The 18,883-nt window shown below is 36.8% G+C and carries 20 protein-coding genes, 1 tRNA gene and 1 other annotated feature; of the genes, 4 read left to right on the forward strand and 17 right to left on the reverse strand.

The genetic code is table 11. The features are described from left to right. Positions 1-69: 69 nt before the first annotated feature. Entirely contained in the window at positions 70-960 is an 891-nt protein-coding gene (locus tag G7081_RS00130) for a tyrosine-type recombinase/integrase (RefSeq protein WP_166006264.1), read from the forward strand. Between the two features lie 616 nt (positions 961-1,576). Here G7081_RS00130 and rpmA read toward each other — a convergent pair. The 4 genes from rpmA to G7081_RS00150 all read right to left on the reverse strand — a co-directional run bounded on the left by rpmA (position 1,577) and on the right by G7081_RS00150 (position 3,375). Continuing rightward, positions 1,577-1,861 (reverse strand): 50S ribosomal protein L27, encoded by a 285-nt coding sequence (gene rpmA / locus G7081_RS00135; RefSeq protein WP_166006266.1) that lies wholly within the window; start codon positions 1,859-1,861, stop codon positions 1,577-1,579. Between the two features lie 14 nt (positions 1,862-1,875). After that, entirely contained in the window at positions 1,876-2,217 is a 342-nt protein-coding gene (locus G7081_RS00140; RefSeq protein ID WP_166006268.1) for a ribosomal-processing cysteine protease Prp, read from the reverse strand. A 26-nt stretch (positions 2,218-2,243) separates the two neighbouring features. Next, positions 2,244-2,552, reverse strand: a complete 309-nt coding sequence (gene rplU / locus G7081_RS00145) for a 50S ribosomal protein L21 (RefSeq protein WP_166006270.1) — start codon at positions 2,550-2,552, stop codon at positions 2,244-2,246. Between the two features lie 22 nt (positions 2,553-2,574). Next, positions 2,575-2,650 (reverse strand) — a sequence feature (ribosomal protein L21 leader region). A gap of 107 nt (positions 2,651-2,757) precedes the next feature. Further along, positions 2,758-3,375 (reverse strand): TetR/AcrR family transcriptional regulator, encoded by a 618-nt coding sequence (locus G7081_RS00150; RefSeq protein WP_166006272.1) that lies wholly within the window; start codon positions 3,373-3,375, stop codon positions 2,758-2,760. Between the two features lie 250 nt (positions 3,376-3,625). Between G7081_RS00150 and G7081_RS00155 the strand changes: the two genes are divergently transcribed. Further along, a tRNA-Arg gene (locus G7081_RS00155) sits at positions 3,626-3,699 on the forward strand. A gap of 46 nt (positions 3,700-3,745) precedes the next feature. On the opposite strand, the gene G7081_RS00160 is transcribed toward G7081_RS00155, so the two are convergent. Then, entirely contained in the window at positions 3,746-4,048 is a 303-nt protein-coding gene (locus G7081_RS00160; RefSeq protein ID WP_166006274.1) for a bacteriocin immunity family protein, read from the reverse strand. Between the two features lie 210 nt (positions 4,049-4,258). On the opposite strand from G7081_RS00160, the gene G7081_RS00165 reads away from it, so the two are divergent. Next, on the forward strand, positions 4,259-5,023 hold the full coding sequence (locus tag G7081_RS00165; protein WP_166006276.1) for a hypothetical protein: 765 nt from the start codon (positions 4,259-4,261) through the stop codon (positions 5,021-5,023). A 40-nt stretch (positions 5,024-5,063) separates the two neighbouring features. On the opposite strand, the gene rpoN is transcribed toward G7081_RS00165, so the two are convergent. The 8 genes from rpoN to G7081_RS00205 all read right to left on the reverse strand — a co-directional run bounded on the left by rpoN (position 5,064) and on the right by G7081_RS00205 (position 15,058). After that, entirely contained in the window at positions 5,064-6,395 is a 1,332-nt protein-coding gene (rpoN, locus tag G7081_RS00170; RefSeq protein WP_166006278.1) for an RNA polymerase factor sigma-54, read from the reverse strand. Between the two features lie 104 nt (positions 6,396-6,499). Continuing rightward, positions 6,500-7,588, reverse strand: coding sequence for a DUF871 domain-containing protein (locus tag G7081_RS00175; protein ID WP_166006280.1), 1,089 nt, complete (start codon positions 7,586-7,588; stop codon positions 6,500-6,502). Then, a complete protein-coding gene (locus G7081_RS00180) occupies positions 7,585-8,979 on the reverse strand; it encodes a glycoside hydrolase family 1 protein (protein WP_166006282.1) in 1,395 nt (464 codons plus the stop codon). Before G7081_RS00180 ends, G7081_RS00175 begins: the two co-directional genes overlap by 4 nt. Before the next feature lie 96 nt (positions 8,980-9,075). Next, positions 9,076-10,329 (reverse strand): PTS sugar transporter subunit IIC, encoded by a 1,254-nt coding sequence (locus G7081_RS00185; RefSeq protein ID WP_166006284.1) that lies wholly within the window; start codon positions 10,327-10,329, stop codon positions 9,076-9,078. Positions 10,330-10,350: 21 nt separating this feature from the next. Next, positions 10,351-11,529: a GNAT family N-acetyltransferase gene (locus G7081_RS00190; RefSeq protein WP_166006286.1), complete on the reverse strand. Its 1,179-nt coding sequence runs from the start codon at positions 11,527-11,529 to the stop codon at positions 10,351-10,353. 25 nt (positions 11,530-11,554) lie between these two features. Next, positions 11,555-11,872, reverse strand: coding sequence for a PTS lactose/cellobiose transporter subunit IIA (locus G7081_RS00195; protein WP_166006288.1), 318 nt, complete (start codon positions 11,870-11,872; stop codon positions 11,555-11,557). Between the two features lie 30 nt (positions 11,873-11,902). After that, complete coding sequence (locus G7081_RS00200) at positions 11,903-12,229, reverse strand: PTS sugar transporter subunit IIB (protein ID WP_420824502.1); 327 nt, start codon at positions 12,227-12,229, stop codon at positions 11,903-11,905. A 150-nt stretch (positions 12,230-12,379) separates the two neighbouring features. Further along, on the reverse strand, positions 12,380-15,058 hold the full coding sequence (locus G7081_RS00205; protein WP_238786639.1) for a sigma-54-dependent transcriptional regulator: 2,679 nt from the start codon (positions 15,056-15,058) through the stop codon (positions 12,380-12,382). Between the two features lie 173 nt (positions 15,059-15,231). Between G7081_RS00205 and G7081_RS00210 the strand changes: the two genes are divergently transcribed. Next, positions 15,232-15,780 carry a hypothetical protein gene (locus tag G7081_RS00210; RefSeq protein WP_166006292.1) on the forward strand — a complete coding sequence of 183 codons (549 nt, stop codon included), beginning with the start codon at positions 15,232-15,234 and terminating at the stop codon, positions 15,778-15,780. A 29-nt stretch (positions 15,781-15,809) separates the two neighbouring features. On the opposite strand, the gene G7081_RS00215 is transcribed toward G7081_RS00210, so the two are convergent. From G7081_RS00215 to clpX, 4 genes are all read right to left on the reverse strand, one after another. Next, entirely contained in the window at positions 15,810-16,493 is a 684-nt protein-coding gene (locus G7081_RS00215) for an O-methyltransferase (protein ID WP_166006295.1), read from the reverse strand. A gap of 21 nt (positions 16,494-16,514) precedes the next feature. Further along, entirely contained in the window at positions 16,515-16,808 is a 294-nt protein-coding gene (locus G7081_RS00220) for a nucleoside triphosphate pyrophosphohydrolase family protein (RefSeq protein ID WP_166006297.1), read from the reverse strand. 29 nt (positions 16,809-16,837) lie between these two features. Further along, a complete protein-coding gene (gene yihA / locus G7081_RS00225; RefSeq protein ID WP_166006299.1) occupies positions 16,838-17,428 on the reverse strand; it encodes a ribosome biogenesis GTP-binding protein YihA/YsxC in 591 nt (196 codons plus the stop codon). Between the two features lie 132 nt (positions 17,429-17,560). Then, the gene (gene clpX / locus G7081_RS00230) at positions 17,561-18,805 is read right to left on the reverse strand and encodes an ATP-dependent Clp protease ATP-binding subunit ClpX (RefSeq protein WP_166006300.1); all 1,245 of its coding nucleotides are present in this window, start codon (positions 18,803-18,805) and stop codon (positions 17,561-17,563) included. Between the last annotated feature and the right edge of the window lie 78 nt (positions 18,806-18,883).

The following is an 18,883-nucleotide window of genomic DNA, read 5'->3' on the forward strand; positions in this document are numbered from 1 at the left end:
TATTATTAATAGGTTTATTGTATCATATATACATATATGAACAACAGATATTTTACTAGGAGGCTACCCATGAATCCCTATATCAAAAAGTTTCTCAAATATAAACAGCTTCAAAATTTGTCAAAAAAAACGCTTACCGCCTATCAAACGGATTTAAGACAATTAAATAAATATTATTTTGATCATTCTGCTAACTTTGATGATTCTTTTTCTAACTTTATTCATTTCATAAGCGAAACACCTTCTCTTAAGCCAAGTAGCAAGCAGCGTAAAATTATTACCTTAAAAATGTTTTGGCATTTTTTAGTAACACAAGAAAATCTATCTTTACTCCCATTGCCTAATATAGAAATTAGGAAAGGGATTAGATTGCCTAAAACTTTAACTACAGACGAGCTAAATCAACTCACAGCTGTATTCAATAGAACCTTACCGAAGTCTAGTCTTAAAAAAAGAGACTTTCTCCGTGATATTGCAATCTTAGAAATTATGATTAACTTAGGGTTACGAATTAGTGAAATTAGCAATATGAATTTGAGTGACTACAATAGTGGTGCACTAGTTGTGCATGGGAAAAACAATAAAGAAAGGCTTCTTTTTATTACTAATGATCTATCCAAGGAAATAATAGATAATTATCTAACAACGAGAATAAGTTTTTCTCCAAAAAATGAAGAACAAGCTTTTTTCTTAAATAAATATGGAAGTCGACTATCAATTTTTGGTATATCAAATATATACAAAAAATTTAAAGAACTTGCTCAAATCAATTCATCATCAACACCTCATTACTTAAGACACAGTTTTGCTACCAATCTTTTGAATAATGGTGCTAACTTGAGAGATATACAAGAATTATTAGGGCATTCAAATATTTCAACAACGGAAATTTATACAAGTGTATCATCAACTAGAAAAAAAGAAGTATTATCGATGTATGGTTTTAGAAAAAATATTTAGTGGCGCCTACAATATAATTATGACAAAATAGTTCAGCACGATACACCGTAGACACCAATATGTTCTTTCCAAAATAAGATTTTCATTTGATATAACCCAGGTTGATTAATTTGAATGTATCCATCTCTATCCGCACGAGTACTCCGTTGTTCTATGTTTGCATTAACGTTCACCCTAAATGAAAAATTTTTAAAATAGTTAATATTTATTTTTTATATAACATAATAAAATTTTGAGCCGTGTTCATCTGTCCTTAGGATACCTTCTTACCTCATTTTATATCTCTGTATCCTACTTTTCAAAATCACTGTCTGAAATCTCAACTCAACCATCTTTTCACTTGAAACATATTGTCCGGCTAAGTCCGATGAATTAATCTCTATATTTGGTTTTATTGTGCCAAATTCTAATAGAAGAAACACAAAAACATTTTGGACATTCCTCAATAGATATAACTAATTCTATTTGTACTCATTTAAGCGACAAACAAAATAATGAACGCGCTGGTAAACTAACTAAATTTTCTAATTTCTAGCTCAAGGTATTCAAGTATAACTTAACAAAAAAACGCTGTACTCTTTTTAATAAAAGAGTACAGCGTTTTAAATTTCAGTGATTATTGAGCAACTGGGTATACTGATACTTGTTTTTTGTCACGGCCTTTACGTTCGAAACGTACTACGCCATCACATTTAGCAAATAAAGTATCGTCGCCACCTTTACCAACGTTTACACCTGGGTAAATTTTAGTACCGCGTTGACGGTATAAAATAGAACCACCTGTAACAGTTTGTCCGTCAGCACGTTTAGCACCTAGACGTTTTGATTGAGAGTCACGGCCATTGGCTGTAGAACCCCCACCTTTTTTAGTCGCGAAGAATTGTAAGTTCATTTTTAACATGAGTTGCACCTCCATTATTTTGTAAGTGTTTTAAGACTAATATAGTCTGAATATTCTTGTTCTAACCCTTGTAAACCTAACAGTAAGTTTTCTAACAGAAGTTGAGATTTTAACGACTGCTCATCTGTAATGTCATCATACGTTTCAAGATATAAGTAACCTTGTTCTGTCATATCTATCTCCACGATGGGAGTAAATCCAGCTAAAGCTTCTACACCATTGATTGTACTGAATGCTAGTGCCGAAACACCTGCACACACGATATCACTACCATGAGGACCGCTATTAGCATGTCCTGAAAGTTCAAATGAAACAATCTTGCCATCAGCTTGACGTTTAAATGTTCCCTCGATCATCCTAATCCCTCTTTCGTTAACTAACCTTACGCGTTGATTGAGTCAATGACAACTTTTGTATATGGTTGACGGTGACCTTGTTTACGGTGAGTGTGTTTTTTAGGTTTGTATTTGAAAGTAACAACTTTCTTTTGTTTTCCGTGTTTTTCAACAGTTCCAACAACAGTTGCGCCTTTTACGGTTGGAGTTCCAACTACTGTTTTCTTTCCACCTACTAAAACGATTTCGTCAAAAGTAACTGTTTCGCCCGCTTCTACATCTAATTTCTCAACATAGATTGCTTGACCTACTTCTACTTTTACTTGCTTGCCACCTGTTTTAACAATTGCGTACATGCTGTAAAGCACCTCCTTATTTTTTTAAACTTAGACTCGCCAGTGTGAGCGACTCTTCCGAGTTCTTATTTACTCAGTTTGTGCGGTTGTAGATGTGGAGACCACAATTACAACAAGACTATCTTACCAAAAATAAAAAGCCAAGTCAATGGAATCATCAGATGTTTTCTTGATAATTTCATTCACTTAGCTTGTCTTTTTCTTGCTATTTTCCGTTATTAATATCAACCATGAAAAAGCCACGTAAGTTAGCATCTTCAAGCATTTGACAATCTAACATTTTATATAAATTCTCAGCCATATAATGCGTCGCATAAATTTTACCATCACGAACCCATTGGTCAATAAAACCAAGGACACCATAGACCATATAATTCATAAATAATGAACGTGGGATACGACCATCTATGTCATTACCAACTAGATCATTATATCTTTGTGTTTGTTCAAATAGTTTTTCGCTATATAAATCACGATAAATTAAGGCTTCTTTTTCTTTCAATAGGACCGAAAAGAAATCTTGATGTTCTTCTACAAATTCAAAAACATGAGTTAGCGACAGTCTCGGCTGCATAATCCCATCTTGATTTTCTTTTTCAAACATAACCGCCTCAAAGAAATCAGTAATCAGCTCTGTCATTGTTGTTTCAATAAACTCTTCTTTATCTTTAAAATGTAAATAAAAGGTTCCTCTTGTGACTTCCGCTGTTTGAGTTAAATCTTTAACATTTACCTCAGAAATTTTTTTCGTTCTTAATAATACTAAAAAAGCATTTTTTAATTTACGTCTTGTTTTCAAAACTCGTGGATCAGTCTTCCCCATATTTTCCCTCTTCTCTTCTTTTCCCTAGTTATTATATTGCCTTATTTCCCCAAATAAAGCTAACAATCAAAGTATAGCGGTGATTTTTTGACTTGTCTAGTGTTCAGTGAACATTTAACTTAGTTTTTTTATATCGTTGGTATCGAAGTTGCTATTATTTTTAATTATTGCATCCAAATGCCGAGACAACGCTAAATAGATATTGACTTGAGCACTTACTTTCTGTACAATTAGTTTTGTTATTCAATCTGTCATAGTAGCTCAGCCGGATAGAGCATCCGCCTTCTAAGCGGACGGTCGGGGGTTCGAATCCCTCCTGTGACATCATTATAAAAAGCCCACCGACATCGGTGGGCTTTTTTGTTAACTATTACTTACCAAATGTTAGGGGTGTTGATGCTAAACCACGGCCCAATTCTTTTTCAAACTTACCGATTGTAGAAATATCCATGTATAGTCCTTTGACCTTTTCGGACAATTCACTGCGAATAGCCTGTGGGCGTAAGGCTAATTCTAAGTCATTGATGACTCTTGGGTAGTAGCCATCTTCTTCTAATTTATTTTTAGCACTCACTAAAATCTCACGTTCAACTGCTGTTGTTGCTTCATCTAACACTAAATCATACAAGCGTAACACCATTTTTTCTTGTCCTATTTTTCTACTGTTGTTCATTCTAAATCCTCCTGTCTTTTTCTAAAGATGTAAAGATTTATTTCGACTTTAGAATACTCCTATCTCGGTCACCTTTCAATCATTCAAAAAAATCAATCTAAATTACCTATAGTTATGAACAAACATTTTACAATAAACCATAGTTAAATTGTACGTTTTAGACATTTCATGGTAAAATGTAGCGTATTAAAAAAATGTTAGGAGATTATTATGACTGAGAAAAAAACTAAAGAACAAGCCGCTTGGAAACCAAGCGCAGAAAATAAATCGAAAGCAACTCGCTTACGTATTTTCGCTGCATTATCATGGGTTGCTGCAATCGCTGCACAAATGGGAGCTATTTACTACATTTCACACGTGAAACCAATTGCTATGTGGATTCCAATTGTGATTATGGTCGTTGACGCTGCCTTCGCTATCACTGGTGGTATGTTATGGAAGAAATCAAACCACATCGATCCGCCAAGTGAGAAAAACAAATTCTTATTCTACATCCAAAGCCAATTAGGTTTAATCGTTGCGATTATCGCCTTCTTACCTTTAATCATCTTCATCTTTACTAGTAAAGACTTAGACAAAAAACAAAAAGGTATTTTAGGTTCAATCGCTGTTGTATTACTTGTTGCAACAGGTTTAGTAAGCACTGACTGGAACCCAGTTTCAGCTGAACAATACGCTGCACAAACTGATATGATCGAAATTTTAGCTGATGGTAACGATGTCTACGGGACTAAATCAGGTGAAAAATATCATATTTATGAAGATTGCCAATACTTAAAAAATTCAACAGAAGTTACTAAAGGTTCGGTTATTGACTTACACGAGAAAAACTCTCACATCTTAGGAACACCTGAAGCATTGTGTTCAACATGTAAGAAAAAAGCCATGAAAGCTAAAGGCTTAGATGATGCTGCTTTAGATAAAGCGATGTTAGATCGTTTAACTGAACGCGAATCAGAAGGCACTGATAAATAATTGGTTAAGCAAAAAGAGACAGCCGTTGGCTGTCTCTTTTTTATTCAAATCGTTTCCGTTGGGATGAAGAAGGAATCCCTAAGACATCTCGATATTTTGCTACTGTTCTTCTAGAAACAGCAATGCCCTGCTCCTCTAATAAAGTCACAATTTTTTGATCGGATAACGGTTTTGTTTTTGTTTCCTTTTCAATAATATCTTGAATCGCTTGTTGTGCTTGGTCAGCTGATTGATCCACACCTTCATCTGATGACGCTAATTTTGTACTAAAGAAATGTTTTAGCTCAAAGACGCCGAAAGCTGTTTCTAGATACTTGCCATTTACCGCACGACTAACTGTCGATTCATGAACGCCAATTGCTTCAGCAACCTCTTTTAAAGTTAATGGTTTAAGCACCCGCGTTGTTTCTTTAAAGAATTCTTTTTGACGTTCAACAATTTGTAACCCGACTTTTAAAATGGTCTCGTTACGATAAGATAAACTATTTTGCAACCATTCAAACTCTTGTTGTTTATCCGTTAGGTATGTCTCAACTTCTTGATCTTGATATTGGGACATCTCTTGTAGATAGCTTTCTTGGAAGATCAGTTCTGGTGCTCCAAACTTGGTACTATAGACATTAATCTCACCCTCTTCAAACAAAACTCGAATATCAGGGTAAGACACCTGTGCCATACTCCCACCGAAATCTGCCCCTGGATTAGGACTTAGTTTCACCACATAATCTGAAACTGCCTGAATATCTTTTAGTTCCACTTGATAGTCTTTAGCAATCTCTGCCCACTTGCGATCGGCAAATAACTGGAAGTCTTCTTCTAAGATTAAATACGCAATGGCAGGCGCATGTTGGTCGCGCTCTGTTTGTAACATTAAACACTCCTGCAAGTTGCGAGCACCAACACCCGCAGGTTCTAATTGTTGGAGCAGTGTTAGGGCATCTAGGTATTCCATAAAGGCGCCACCATTACTTGCCACTGCTTCATCAAGATCAATACTTAAATAGCCATTTGAATCGATGAACTCAACTAAATAAAGGATTTTTTGACGAATAGGTGTATCACGGTAATTCATATATATTTGTTCAACTAAGTACTCCAATAGTGATTGTTGCTTTTCAGGAAGCTGACTAAAGCGGTCAAACTCTTCGGCTCCGGCTCCGGCACCACCCAAACGGCGACCTGCCTCTAAAGATTCTTTAAAGTCACTGGATGGTCGCACGACTTCAATTAAAGGATTCCCCAAAGCTTTATCTTCTACAAAAGCTAACACTTCTTCTGAATTAAATTCTAACATTGAAATAGCCTGACTTAAATTTTGCGTCATATTTAACTGTTGATTCTGCTGCTGTTTCCCCACTTGTTTGAATTGCAAAAAAAGCACTCCCCTCAACTTTATCTACTTGATTTCTTATCTCTAGTGTATCATAACCAGAGCTTGATTCAATCAAGGATAACTTGTTTAGGAAGTGCTTTTTATTATGGTTGTTTTAATTCAAACTTACTCCATGGTTTGATGAAGTCTAGTAAGAATAATTCATTTTCAGGAATTGATCCTACTAGGTTTTTACGGTCATCTTTATGGGGCTGTAAAACAATATGTAATTCATTTTTGTATTTACCGAATGAGTCATTACCAATCACCACATCACCACGTTTAAACTCTTGTTGGTGATTGTGCTCTGGATTAGCAACGTCATGATATTTCACTCGAACTTGGGTTGAACGAATCACTTGATCGGTAATATCACCACGTCTAAAGTGGCCGCTTTCTGATAAGATATCTTTTTCCACTTGGTTCACTGTCGGTAAAACATCACAGTTCAGTTTTAGTTTATAACGGTCAACTGCAGCTAATTCTGCTAACTCCTCATCAGATGCGTAACCATTACCGATAATTACCACATCAATCAGACCTGTCGCAAATAAATGCGTAGCTTGCAAAGCGATTGGTAAGTCCCGGTGCATTTCTAACGTTGGCAAGCCATCGTTCACATCCCAAGGCCCTTGATTGCCACCACTAGCTGTAACGAAAGCAGCCGTTTTCAACCCTTGGTTTTTAAAGCGTTGACTACATTCAATAAAGAAGTCATACGGTAGCGCTGTTCCACGTTGCGGGTAGAAGTTATGACAGCCGTACAAAAACGGACGATTGGCTTCATAAGATAAAATATTATCTAAATAGGCCACGTTATTACTCATGTTTAATTCAATAGCTAAGTTTTGCGGGTTATAAGTTAATTGTGATTCTTTATTACCATCAAACCCTTCATCTAAACGAATGCCATCAGCACCTAACTCAGCAAAGAAACTTAAATCATCGTATGAAATGCCTAGTTCACCAAAAACCGATGGGGCGATATCAAGAATTACTTCATAACCTAAGTCACGAGCATACATAATAATATCTTGGAATTTCTCACGAACTTTATCTTTACCGTCCACTACTTCTAACATACTCATGAATAAACGTGTGTAGCCCAGATCTGCAGCTTTTTTTAAATAAACTTTATCCTCTTCAATAACACTGTGGTCTGGATAAATCGAAATGCCTAATTCTCGTTTCATGCTTCTTCCTCCCAACCATTTTGATCAGAGATTGTTTTAAACCAATGACCTGATTTTTTAATTGTTTTAATTTGCGTATGAATATCATTTGAAATGAAACCATAACGATTTTTATAAGAGTTTAACCATGACCAGCAGTCAATCGGTGTCCACATGTGGTACCCGAAACAATCACTACCTTCCGCAATCCCTTTATGCAACCATGTTAAATGCTCTTTCACGAAATCAATTCGGTAATCATCTTCAATCATACCTTCTTGGTTTTTAAAGCGCTCCTCATTAGAAACACCCATCCCATTCTCTGACACATACCATGGAATGTTCTTATAGTTATCACGAATATTGATGGCTATATCATATAGTGCTTCTGGGTAGATTTCCCAACCACGATCAAGGTTTACTCGACGACCTGGCATATCATACGCATCATAATAACGATCTGGCATCCAAGCCCCTACGGAATCAGGTGCTAGGTCTGGCGCTTTAACACGGTTTGGATGATAGTAATTAACCCCTAAGAAATCGACGGTATTTTCTTTGATTACTTGGGCTTCTGCTTCTGTGGTTTTCCACATGACATTATCTTTAACCAATAGTTCCTCTAACTCATGCGGGAAGTGTCCAAAAATCGCAGGCTCTAAAAATAATTTGTTATTCCAAAGTTCAGCAATTCTAGCCGCTTCTTGATCTTCAGCTTTTTCTGACGCAGCATAAGTTGGCGTCAGATTTAAAATAGTCCCAATTTTTCCATCTGGAATGTTTAAGGCTTTGAATTCTTTAATCGCTAAAGCCGAAGCTAGATTCAAGTTGTAAGCAACTTGGACTGCTTTTTTACCATCCACAATATTTGGGTAATGGAATTGGAATAAGTACTGACCTTCCACAACAACCATTGGTTCATTGTGAGTCGCCCAATGCTTAACACGATCACCAAACAATTGGAAACATTGTTTAGCAAAACCAGCAAATAATTCCACCACTTTTTTCGATTCCCAGCCACCGTATTTATCATACAGTTCAACTGGCAAATCAAAGTGGTGTAAATTCATGACTGGCGTCATACCTTCAGCAAGTTGACTGTCGATGACTTTATTGTAAAAATCGACAGCCTCTTGATTCACGGTATTTGTTTCTAAGTCATCTATTAAACGACTCCATTGAATACTTGTTCTTAAACTGTTCATCCCCGCTTGTCTCATTAATTTAATATCAGATTGATAGCTGTTATAAAAGTTTGAGGCGGTATCAGGTCCTACTTGATTGTGAAAAGCCGTTGGTTCGATTTCAAAATGATAGTCAAAGACATTGGCATGTTTTTTATTAAAACGTCCTTCACTTTGGGGACCAGATGTGGCTGCTCCCCACCAAAAATTATCCGGAAATGTAATCATGTCTCTCCTCCTAATGAAAAAGAGAGTACAAGATAGCCCTCTACTAGCGGTATCTCCATACTCTCCTTTCTTACTTTATTTACTCTTTAGATTGAATTATTGTGCGTCTAATTTTTTTTGTTCTTGAACATTTGCCATGATAACAAATGGGATATACATCAGAACTGCGATGACTAAGTTAACTGCGGCTAAGATACCACCGGCCATACTCTTAGTAGCTAAGATTCCGCCGATTACTGGAGGAGTTACCCATGGTGGCATAACTGTTGCAGCTGGCACTAAACCATATTTAGTTGCAAAGTAAGCCGTTGTCACACAGACCATCGGTGTTAAGATAAACGGAATGAACATGATTGGGTTCAAGACTAATGGCATACCGAATAGTAATGGCTCATTAATGTTGAAGATACCAGGCGCTGCTGATAAATTGTTAACAACCATGTAAGGTTTGTTTTTACGTCCAACTAAGTAAACTGCGATGATTAAACCAATTGTTACACCAGTACCACCCATGTTGACGAATACATCGAAGAATGGTTTGTTGACGATAAATGGAGCGGCATCTCCTGCTGCAATCGCATTAACGTTCGCTTCAATCGCTGGTGCATTGATTGTTTGCATGAATGGATCAATCATGTTAGCACCATGTAAACCGAAGAACCATAAGAACGGTGTGATGAATGCTAGTAATAATGCTGAACCGTATGTATTAGCAAGACCCATGAATGGTTCTTGAACAGCTGCGTAGAATGATGCAAAGATATCTGTGATTCCGAATGCTGCGAAGATAGCAGCTACTAAACCGAATAATGAAATAGTAATCATTGCTGGTAATAGTGAAGCGAAAGCTTTAGCTACTGCTGGTGGCACACCATCAGGCATTTTAATGACTAATTTGTCATTACCAACTAAGCGAGTGAAGATTTCTGCAACAACAATACCAACGATTAAGGCAACGAATAAACCAGTTGAGTTCATACCACTTTGTGCGGCACCTAATGTGAAGAACGCTGCAACAGAGACAACCCCTGTAGCTAGTGGATCTTTACCATAGTGGTTTGCTAAGTTGTAAGCAATCAAGAAGGCAATTAGAACTGATAAAATGCCAAATGTACCGTTCCATACTGAACCACCAAAAGCTTGCCATTTATCTGCTCCAAAGATGCTATTCATAACATTTTGGAAACCAGAAATTGGTAAGTTATTAATCATAACTGCTAAGGCACCTAAAATCATTAAGGGCATCGTTACCATAAAGGCATCACGGATAGCCACTAAGTGACGTTGGGCACCAATTTTTGATGCTACTGGGATAAAGTGTTTTTCCATAAAATCAATAAACTTATTCATAATCTTGTTCCTCCTCTAATTTTAAAAATAATCATAAAACGATTGGCGTCCTTGCGGAAACAAATCTTTGATATCAGTTAGTTTTGTGGTCACTAGCTTTTCTTGGAAAACTAGTTCTTCTACCGTTTTAGTTCCTAGGATTAACTCCGCCCAACCTTCTATCGTCATTGTCATATCTGCTTCTATTGCTGCTGATACTTTTTGACAAGATAGACCTTTAGCGGTTTTAACGAGCTGCCATTTCCCTACATTCCAAGGTCCACACTGATCATCACTAACGTTAAAAATATATGATGTTGGATCTTTTAAAAATGGAATTAGTGCTAACACTTGTGAAAAATCAATGATACGACTCATCATGTAAGGTGTTGTGTTAATAGCTATTGCTTCTTGTTCCGTAAAAGCTGACTCTAGTTGATCGGCTAAGTTTCCTTGATAACTAATACTTTCAAAAGAACTTTGGTGACCTTTTAAATAGCTTAATAATTTTCTCATAGCGAAATTAGTTTGATAGAGCATTTCATCAACAATGATTTCTGAACCAGTCATGCGGTAGATCATATAACCCTCCGCCTGCTTCGCTTCATTGTAGGCGATAACAATGTGCCGACCTGAGTAGTAAGAATCTAGACGATACCACCACCAGTCTTCACGATGAACTGTGCCAACTTCTTGACCAGTTGATAATTTTTCTTGGTGTAGTTTTTTAACTTCACCTTGAATCCTTTCGTCAGACCAAGTCCCTCGCTTCCACGTGCCGCTTGTTTCGCTGACAAGATACTGAAGCGCCTGTGTTGGGATCCTGTAGTTCTTTTGCCAACTCGTTTGTTCATAACCAAACTTCCGATAAAAACTTTGAGAAAATGGTGCTAAGCTAGAAATTAATACACCTTGTTTATATAAATCTTGAATCATTTCCACCATTGTTTTTTTGATGTCCCCATTCCCACGGTATTCAGGATAACTGGATACATATCCTATGCCTGCCATTGGAATTTCTTTGTCATAAAACTGAACTGGAAAATGATTTGCCATAACTAAGCTAGTCAGTTGCTTGTCTTGGACGATACCGTAACAATCTGCTTGTTGGTAACGTGATAAGAAAACCGGATCGGCGATGATTGAACGGGACTTGTTAAAGGCATATTCAATTAATTGACTCACCTGTAATAACATCTCGTCATTCTTCAAAAGCTTCATCGGTAACCCTCCAATCTAGGACTGCTTACTTTTCTTCAATCTTTTTATAAACGTCTACTACTTCTTTCGCTAAGTCAGTAAATGCGATACTTGTCATCAAGTGATCTTGACTGTGAATGAGTAATAGTGAAATAGCTGGTGCTTCTCCTTGAGCTTCTGCAGTCAACAGACCTGTTTGTGAATGATGCGCTTGAACTAATGATTCATTTGCATCTTTAAACTTTTCATCTGCCAATGTGAAATCACCATTTTTAGCTGCTTGAATAGCTTCCATAGCATCGCTTTTAGCGTTACCAGCATTCATAATCAGCCCCATAATCATTTCTAATTGTTTTTCTTCCATCTGATGTCACATCCCTTATATCGTTCTAACTTATTTTTTGATCAAGTTTTGAGCTGTTTTTAAAACCGCTTCGCCATTCATCATGCCGTAATCTTTCATATCGATTACTTCAACTGGAATACCTTGATCGGCAACTTTTGCTTCAAACTGTGCTTTTAAGAATCTAACTTGTGGGCCTAATAATAAAACATCCACTGGGTTGTCAGTTTCTTTTAGTTTAGCTTCAGCTTCTGTTGCAGATACTGCAAAGATGTCTGCTTCAATTCCTTGTGCTGCGGCTGATTTTTCCATTTTGTCTACTAAAAGACTTGTACTCATACCAGCTGAACAGACTAACATAATTCTATCCATTGTCATCGCTCCTTTATTTTTTGGTTTTCACTTTATATATGCAAGTTCCGTGCCAACTTTTTAACAGTCAAAACATTGATATATCAACGTTCCATTTTTACACACTATTTATTTATCTTTACACACTAAAAAACACTAGCCAAAATGGCTAGTGCTTTAAAAGACATCGATTAAATTCTTTTTGAACATATAAACAATATAAGCTATTTCAGCATTACTAAAGGTAACACTCAATTTTGTTCCAAGTGACCTTAACTCTTCTTCCACCACTTCAAACATCTCAGCTTCTTTGGTCATAAATTCTTGTAAATTTTCAAACTCAGCCGAATCATCACGACCTTCATATTTATCTTTTATTAAAAATCCTAAATGCATCATCATGCCTTGAGAAACAGAAGACGGAACTACTAAGCCTTTTTCGCCTCGCAACCTATTCAAACTATCTTCAATTGATTTGAAAATTCGTTTTGCTTCACTCACACTTGAGAATTCACTAGAAAGACCAAGCGAAATTTCATCAGCAGATAACTTTTCTTCGATTGTATCTTGGACAAAAACTAAGCTTTCTTTATTAAACACATCCATGGCTGGGATAAATGGAATATTTTTATGGTGAATTTCCACCGTACCAATAATCGCTACAATTTCTTTAGTAGCTAACACTTGGTTAATCCGCGCTTTAAAACTTTCCCGCTCCAAGAACTGCATCTCTAAAATTTCATACTCACCTGGTGTGATTAAATTACTTACCGCTGTTTTCAGCTTCTTCGCCACACCTTCACCAGTAAAGCAAGCAACGACAATTACCTTCTCTTTATTAGCCAGCGGTTCTTCTGGAATCGGCTGGACAATATTCAAGAAACTCTTTTGCACAGATTCGTGAACGTCTTCTAAGTGACGCCCCATAGATGCAAGTCGCAGACTTTCAAGGACAACCATTGTACTGGCCATCGTGATCACACGTGTCGCTACGCCTAATTCTTTTTCAATCAAACGACCAAAATCACCAGGCGAGCCCATGTCTGTTAAAAGTAAGATTCCTTCTGAAAATTCTTCCTTCAAATGTTTGACATGTTGCGAGAACTGTTGGTACATATCTTCAGTCTTCATTGTTAAGGGCATATTGAAAGCTGTCCCATGTTGAATACCTAGTAAGTCCTGACACGTCTCCAACATACTCGATGCCGTCGAGTTACCGTGCATAATAACCACCACTTCGACTTGGCGATTTTTAACTTCTTTATTCTCACTAATCTCATTTGTTAGGAACATGGTGATAAAACCAATTTCGTCCAAGGGAACCATGACACCAAATTTCTGTTCAATCTGCATGGACCAGTCTAACGCTTCGTGAAACTCCTCCGCATACTGACGACGAATATCATTTAAATTTGGATGCTCAATTTTTTCATCACGCCCTAGTCGCTCAATCATTGAAGTGACATGTAAGGCAAAAGCAAAGCGAACTTTTTCATCGTACTGACGATTTAAATGACTTTCTGCTGATTCATACAAGCTATTAACTAATTGCCATAACTCTTCGGTAATCAACTCTTGATAAGCCGTTGGCTGGTACAACTCATCGACATAGGTTTCAAAATAACGATCTAAATCGCGAGAAATAATATCATTTAAATCAATCACAGTATCCACATCAGCACGGCCTAATTTATCCAACTTATATGAAATGGAATTATAAACTTCCATATCTTGTTGCGGATCTTGCGCCCAAGCGACTTCTTTCTTCCCAGGTTGAAAGTGTAGTGAAATGTGCTTGTTATCAATCAGCGGACTAATTTGATCAATCATTTCATTGGTTCTCAATAGTCCCTTTTGAACTTGAATTGGCAAACTATCTTCTTTAATCAATAACCCATTTGAATGATCCGCTGTATGATAATTTAAGAAAGCTTTTGCACATACTAATTTTAAGTCACGTTTTAATTGACCAATATTTCCTTCTGGTTGATACAACATGAACGCTAGTAAACTACGTTGATCAATTTCAATATCATGGCGTAAACGATTAGTTTCTTGCTGTAAGAAATCTTGGATAATTGCTAGGCGTTCATCTAAGCCGCGGTCACTTAATGATGGCATTTCTATTTGCATCGGAATACGACGGTTGAACGTCGCTAAGAAAGTCGCGCTATTTTCTGTTGTCGCCCCAATGATTTGAACCGATGCTGACTCTTCGTTAGAAGCTCCTAGCGGACGGTAAGTCCCTTTATCAATAAAGGTAAACAACATTTCTTGCCCTTCCGGCGGTAAGCGGTGAATCTCATCAAGGAACAAAATCCCACTGTCAGCTTGTGCTACTAAACCTTGACGCGTTTCATCAGCACCAGTGAATGCTCCCTTTTTAACACCGAAGACATGAGCAAACAACAACTGCGGATTTTGTGCATAGTCGGCACAGTTAAATGTAATAAACGGTGCATCTGGCTTTAAAATCTCACTATCAACAGCAAAACGATACATACATTCAGCGAACATGGTTTTCCCCGTACCTGTTTCACCAAAGATAATTGTGTGCAAACCACGTGGTGGATATAACATAGCCGCTTTAGCTTTTTTGATTTGTGCATCTAACGAGCCATCTTTCCCAATCAAATTATCAAAGGTAATTGGAATATCTAACGATGTACCCAAGACCAGACTATACTTAACCGGACGACCATCATTTTTGGCCACGCTTCCCTCTTTGTGAAGTTCATTTAAGTAACGGCTAACATTACTTCTATCTAAATTAGTTAATTCTGCTAATTCAACAGCCGTAAATTCTTGCTGTGATTCTTGACGTAATATATCTAATAACTCATCTTTTTTTGACACGATAAACCCTCCCAACAGGACATCTTCTCTCATCTATTATACGGTTTAGCAAATAGATAAGCTACTTTTTTTATTTACCCAAATCTGAACAGTGATTTATATCTTCATTTTTTGCCAGTAAATTGAACTTATAGTATAGTTAAGCATAACTTATTTATATTTTAGGAGTCTTTATGTTGAATACTGGATTTGAAAAATTAAACAACTTCATCTTATTTTTAATCAAGATTGGCTACGTCATATTAATCCCTGTGGCTATTTTAAAATGGTTAGCACGACCATTATTTTATTTCTTTACACGTAATAAGGAGTTACCCAGTCTTCCCTTCAGTTTGTCACCAGAGCAAACAGCAACCTATGTGGTGAACTATTTAGCTGTCTATTTCTTAGCACTAGTTATTTTATATGCCTTTGGCAAACTATTTTTTGAAATGACTACCAAAGAAACTTATCTAACATTCCAGCCTTTTGATATTTTTCTCAATCATTTGTTTACACTCTTTCAAAGTCTTGGCACATTAATTGTTCAAGGCGTGTTGATTTATTACTTTGTGACAAATACGAGTTACTTACCAGAAACTGTCACTGCCACTTGGAACCTAATTGATAGCTATGGCATGTTCCAGCAATTATTCATCCAAGTTGCCGGTCTAATGTTTGTTATGGGATCATTATTAATCTTCAAATCAAACAGTATCACCTTCCGAAACTATTACTATTAAAAAAAGACGACTTTGACGAGTCGTCTTTTTTATATTGTTACGTCATCTTTATTTTTTGTGATTAATAAGACCCCGTCACCTAAAGGCACAAGGCTAGCTGTTAAGTCTGGATGACTCATCACCTTATCAAACAATTCATTTAACTTACGGTGAATAGCACGCTGGCTACGGTGAATCTCTTCAATTGGCTGGAAGATCGTTCCTGCTTGAAGAACATCATCAATCATAATCACGCCACCAGTTTTAACTAAACGCAAACACTCAGGTAAAAACTCGATGTATTTTGATTTAGCACTATCCATAAAGACAAAATCATAGGGCCCTTCCAACGTCGGAAGAATATCCGCTGCTTGACCTTCTAATAGCGTCACTTGATCTGAAATACCTAAGGCATCAAAATTTTTCTTCGCCTTTTCAATCATCACATCAAAACGGTCAATCGTTGTGACATGGCCTTGACCATTCATGATTTCAGCCATCAAACTTGCCGAAAAGCCAATCGCAGTCCCTACTTCTAAAATCTTCTTAGGTTGTAATTGACCTAAGAGGAATTGCATAAAGACAACTGTTTCATGAGGAATCACTGGCACGCCATTTTCTTTGGCAACTGCTTGTAACTCACCAACTTTACCACTTAATTGTTTTTGTCCAGTTCTCATAAAGTTTAATACATCTTCTTGAACTACTGGCATATTCATCATTCTATTCTTCATGAGAGAACACCCTTTTAATCGTTATTTAGTAAAACGTTCCGGAAAACGTTCTTGTAGCATGTTGATATTTTGACTTGCAACTTCTTCAAAAGGAATATCAGCCCATTTAGCAATTTGAGATAAATACCAAAGGACATCTCCCATTTCTTTTACTAGCTCATCACGTTTTAAATCTTCATGGTTAAACGTGTATTTTTGAATACGATTTAATACTTCACCTGTTTCACTTGCTAAACCTAAGGCACACTGTGTTAAAACTTGTTCATTTCCTGCTAAAGATTGATTCGCTAACTCTTGATACTCATTAAATTCCATTATCGTCACCTTCACTCAATTGATCTGGATTAATCTAAATCCAAGTATTTTTCAATCACTTGCCACGCTTCTTCTTTGCCTTTTTTCGTTTCCGAAGAGAATAAAATAAAGTCATCATTGTTATCAAAATCTAAGGCTTTTTTGACAATCGATTCATGCTTATTCCATTTACCACGGGCTACTTTATCGGCTTTTGTGGCAACCACAATCGCAGGGATATCATAATATTTCAAGAATTGATACATTTGAATATCTTCTTGACTAGGCTTATGACGGATATCGACTAAACAAATCACTGCTTGTAATTGTTCACGTGTTGTTAAATAAGTCTCAATCATGCCGCCCCATTTAGCACGTTCTGATTTAGACACTTTAGCATACCCATATCCCGGTACATCCACAAAGTGGAATTGATCTTCAATAATATAGAAGTTTAACGTTTGGGTCTTACCTGGTTTACTTGAAGTTCTTGCCAAATTTTTACGGTTGATCAAGGTATTGATAAATGATGATTTACCAACATTTGAACGACCAGCTAAGGCAATCTCAGGCATATCTGTTTCTGGATATTGTTTTGGTGCCACGGCACTAATCACAATATCAGCATTATGTACTTTCATCTTTTTCTCCTATCGAAGCCACATGTGACTTCACACTGTCTTTTTCATTCTTTTATATTTTAGCACATTTCCCACTTGTGAACTAGACGGATAAACGTTTAAAAAATAAAAAGCAGAAGAATAATCTTCTGCTTAACTTGCTTTCTGTTCTTTTAACTCAAGCGTTGGTTTTTCACCAGTTTCAACTGTCGCTTTTGTGATAATCACTTTGGCAACATCATCACGCATTGGGATTTCATACATGATATCTAACATAATACTTTCAATGATTGAACGTAAACCACGTGCTCCTGTATTACGTTCAATGGCTTGCGCTGCGATTAATTCTAAAGCATCTTTTTCAAACTCTAATTCAGTATCATCAAGTGATAATAATTTTTGATATTGTTTCACTAAAGCGTTCTTTGGCTCAGTTAAAATACGAACCAAGTCTTCTACTGTTAATTTATCTAAAGCTGTCATAACAGGTAAGCGTCCAATGAATTCTGGGATTAGTCCGAATTTTTGTAAATCTTCTGGGTTAATCTCTTGCATCAAGCTCGCTTCGTCATCTAACTTCGCACTCTTCTTACCAAAACCGATGACTTTTTCACCTAGACGTTCTTTAACAATCGTTTCAATGCCATCAAAGGCTCCACCAACGATGAATAGAACATTGGTTGTATCGATTTGGATCAGTTCTTGTTGTGGGTGTTTACGTCCTCCTTGAGGCGGTACACTAGCAACTGTTCCTTCAATAATTTTAAGTAAAGCTTGTTGCACCCCTTCACCAGAAACATCACGTGTGATCGAAACATTTTCACTCTTACGAGCTACTTTATCAATCTCATCGATGTAAATGATGCCTTTTTGGGCACGTTCCACATTAAAGTCAGCCGCTTGTAAAAGTTTCAATAGAATATTTTCGACGTCTTCTCCCACATAACCAGCTTCCGTTAAACTTGTCGCATCCGCAATGGCAAATGGCACGTTTAAGGTTCTTGCTAATGTTTGTGCTAAGAAAGTTTTACCTGAACCAGTTGGTCCAACTAAACAAATATTACTCTTTTGTAATTCCACTTCATCATTTTCAGCCGACTCATGGTTCACACGTTTATAGTGGTTGTACACCGCTACTGCTAATGAACGCTTCGCATGTTCTTGACCGACAACGTACTCATCTAATGCGCCAACGATTTCATTTGGCTTTAAGACTGTCATCGCTTCAAATAAGGTTTCTTCACTGAACTCTTCGTCCATAATATCTTTACATAAATCAATACACTCGTTACAAATATAGACACCTGGTCCAGCAACAATCTTCTTCACTTCATCCTGTGCTTTCCCACAGAAAGAACAGCGAACAGTCGTTGTCTCGTTTGTATTATTATCGTACATCTTTTATCCCCCTAGAGAAATAACAAATACTTCTGTTATTGTTTTCTACCAACTATAGTACCATAAATTAACATATTT

Origin of the sequence: Vagococcus coleopterorum (assembly GCF_011303955.1) — a bacterium.
Lineage (GTDB): Bacteria > Bacillota > Bacilli > Lactobacillales > Vagococcaceae > Vagococcus_D > Vagococcus_D coleopterorum.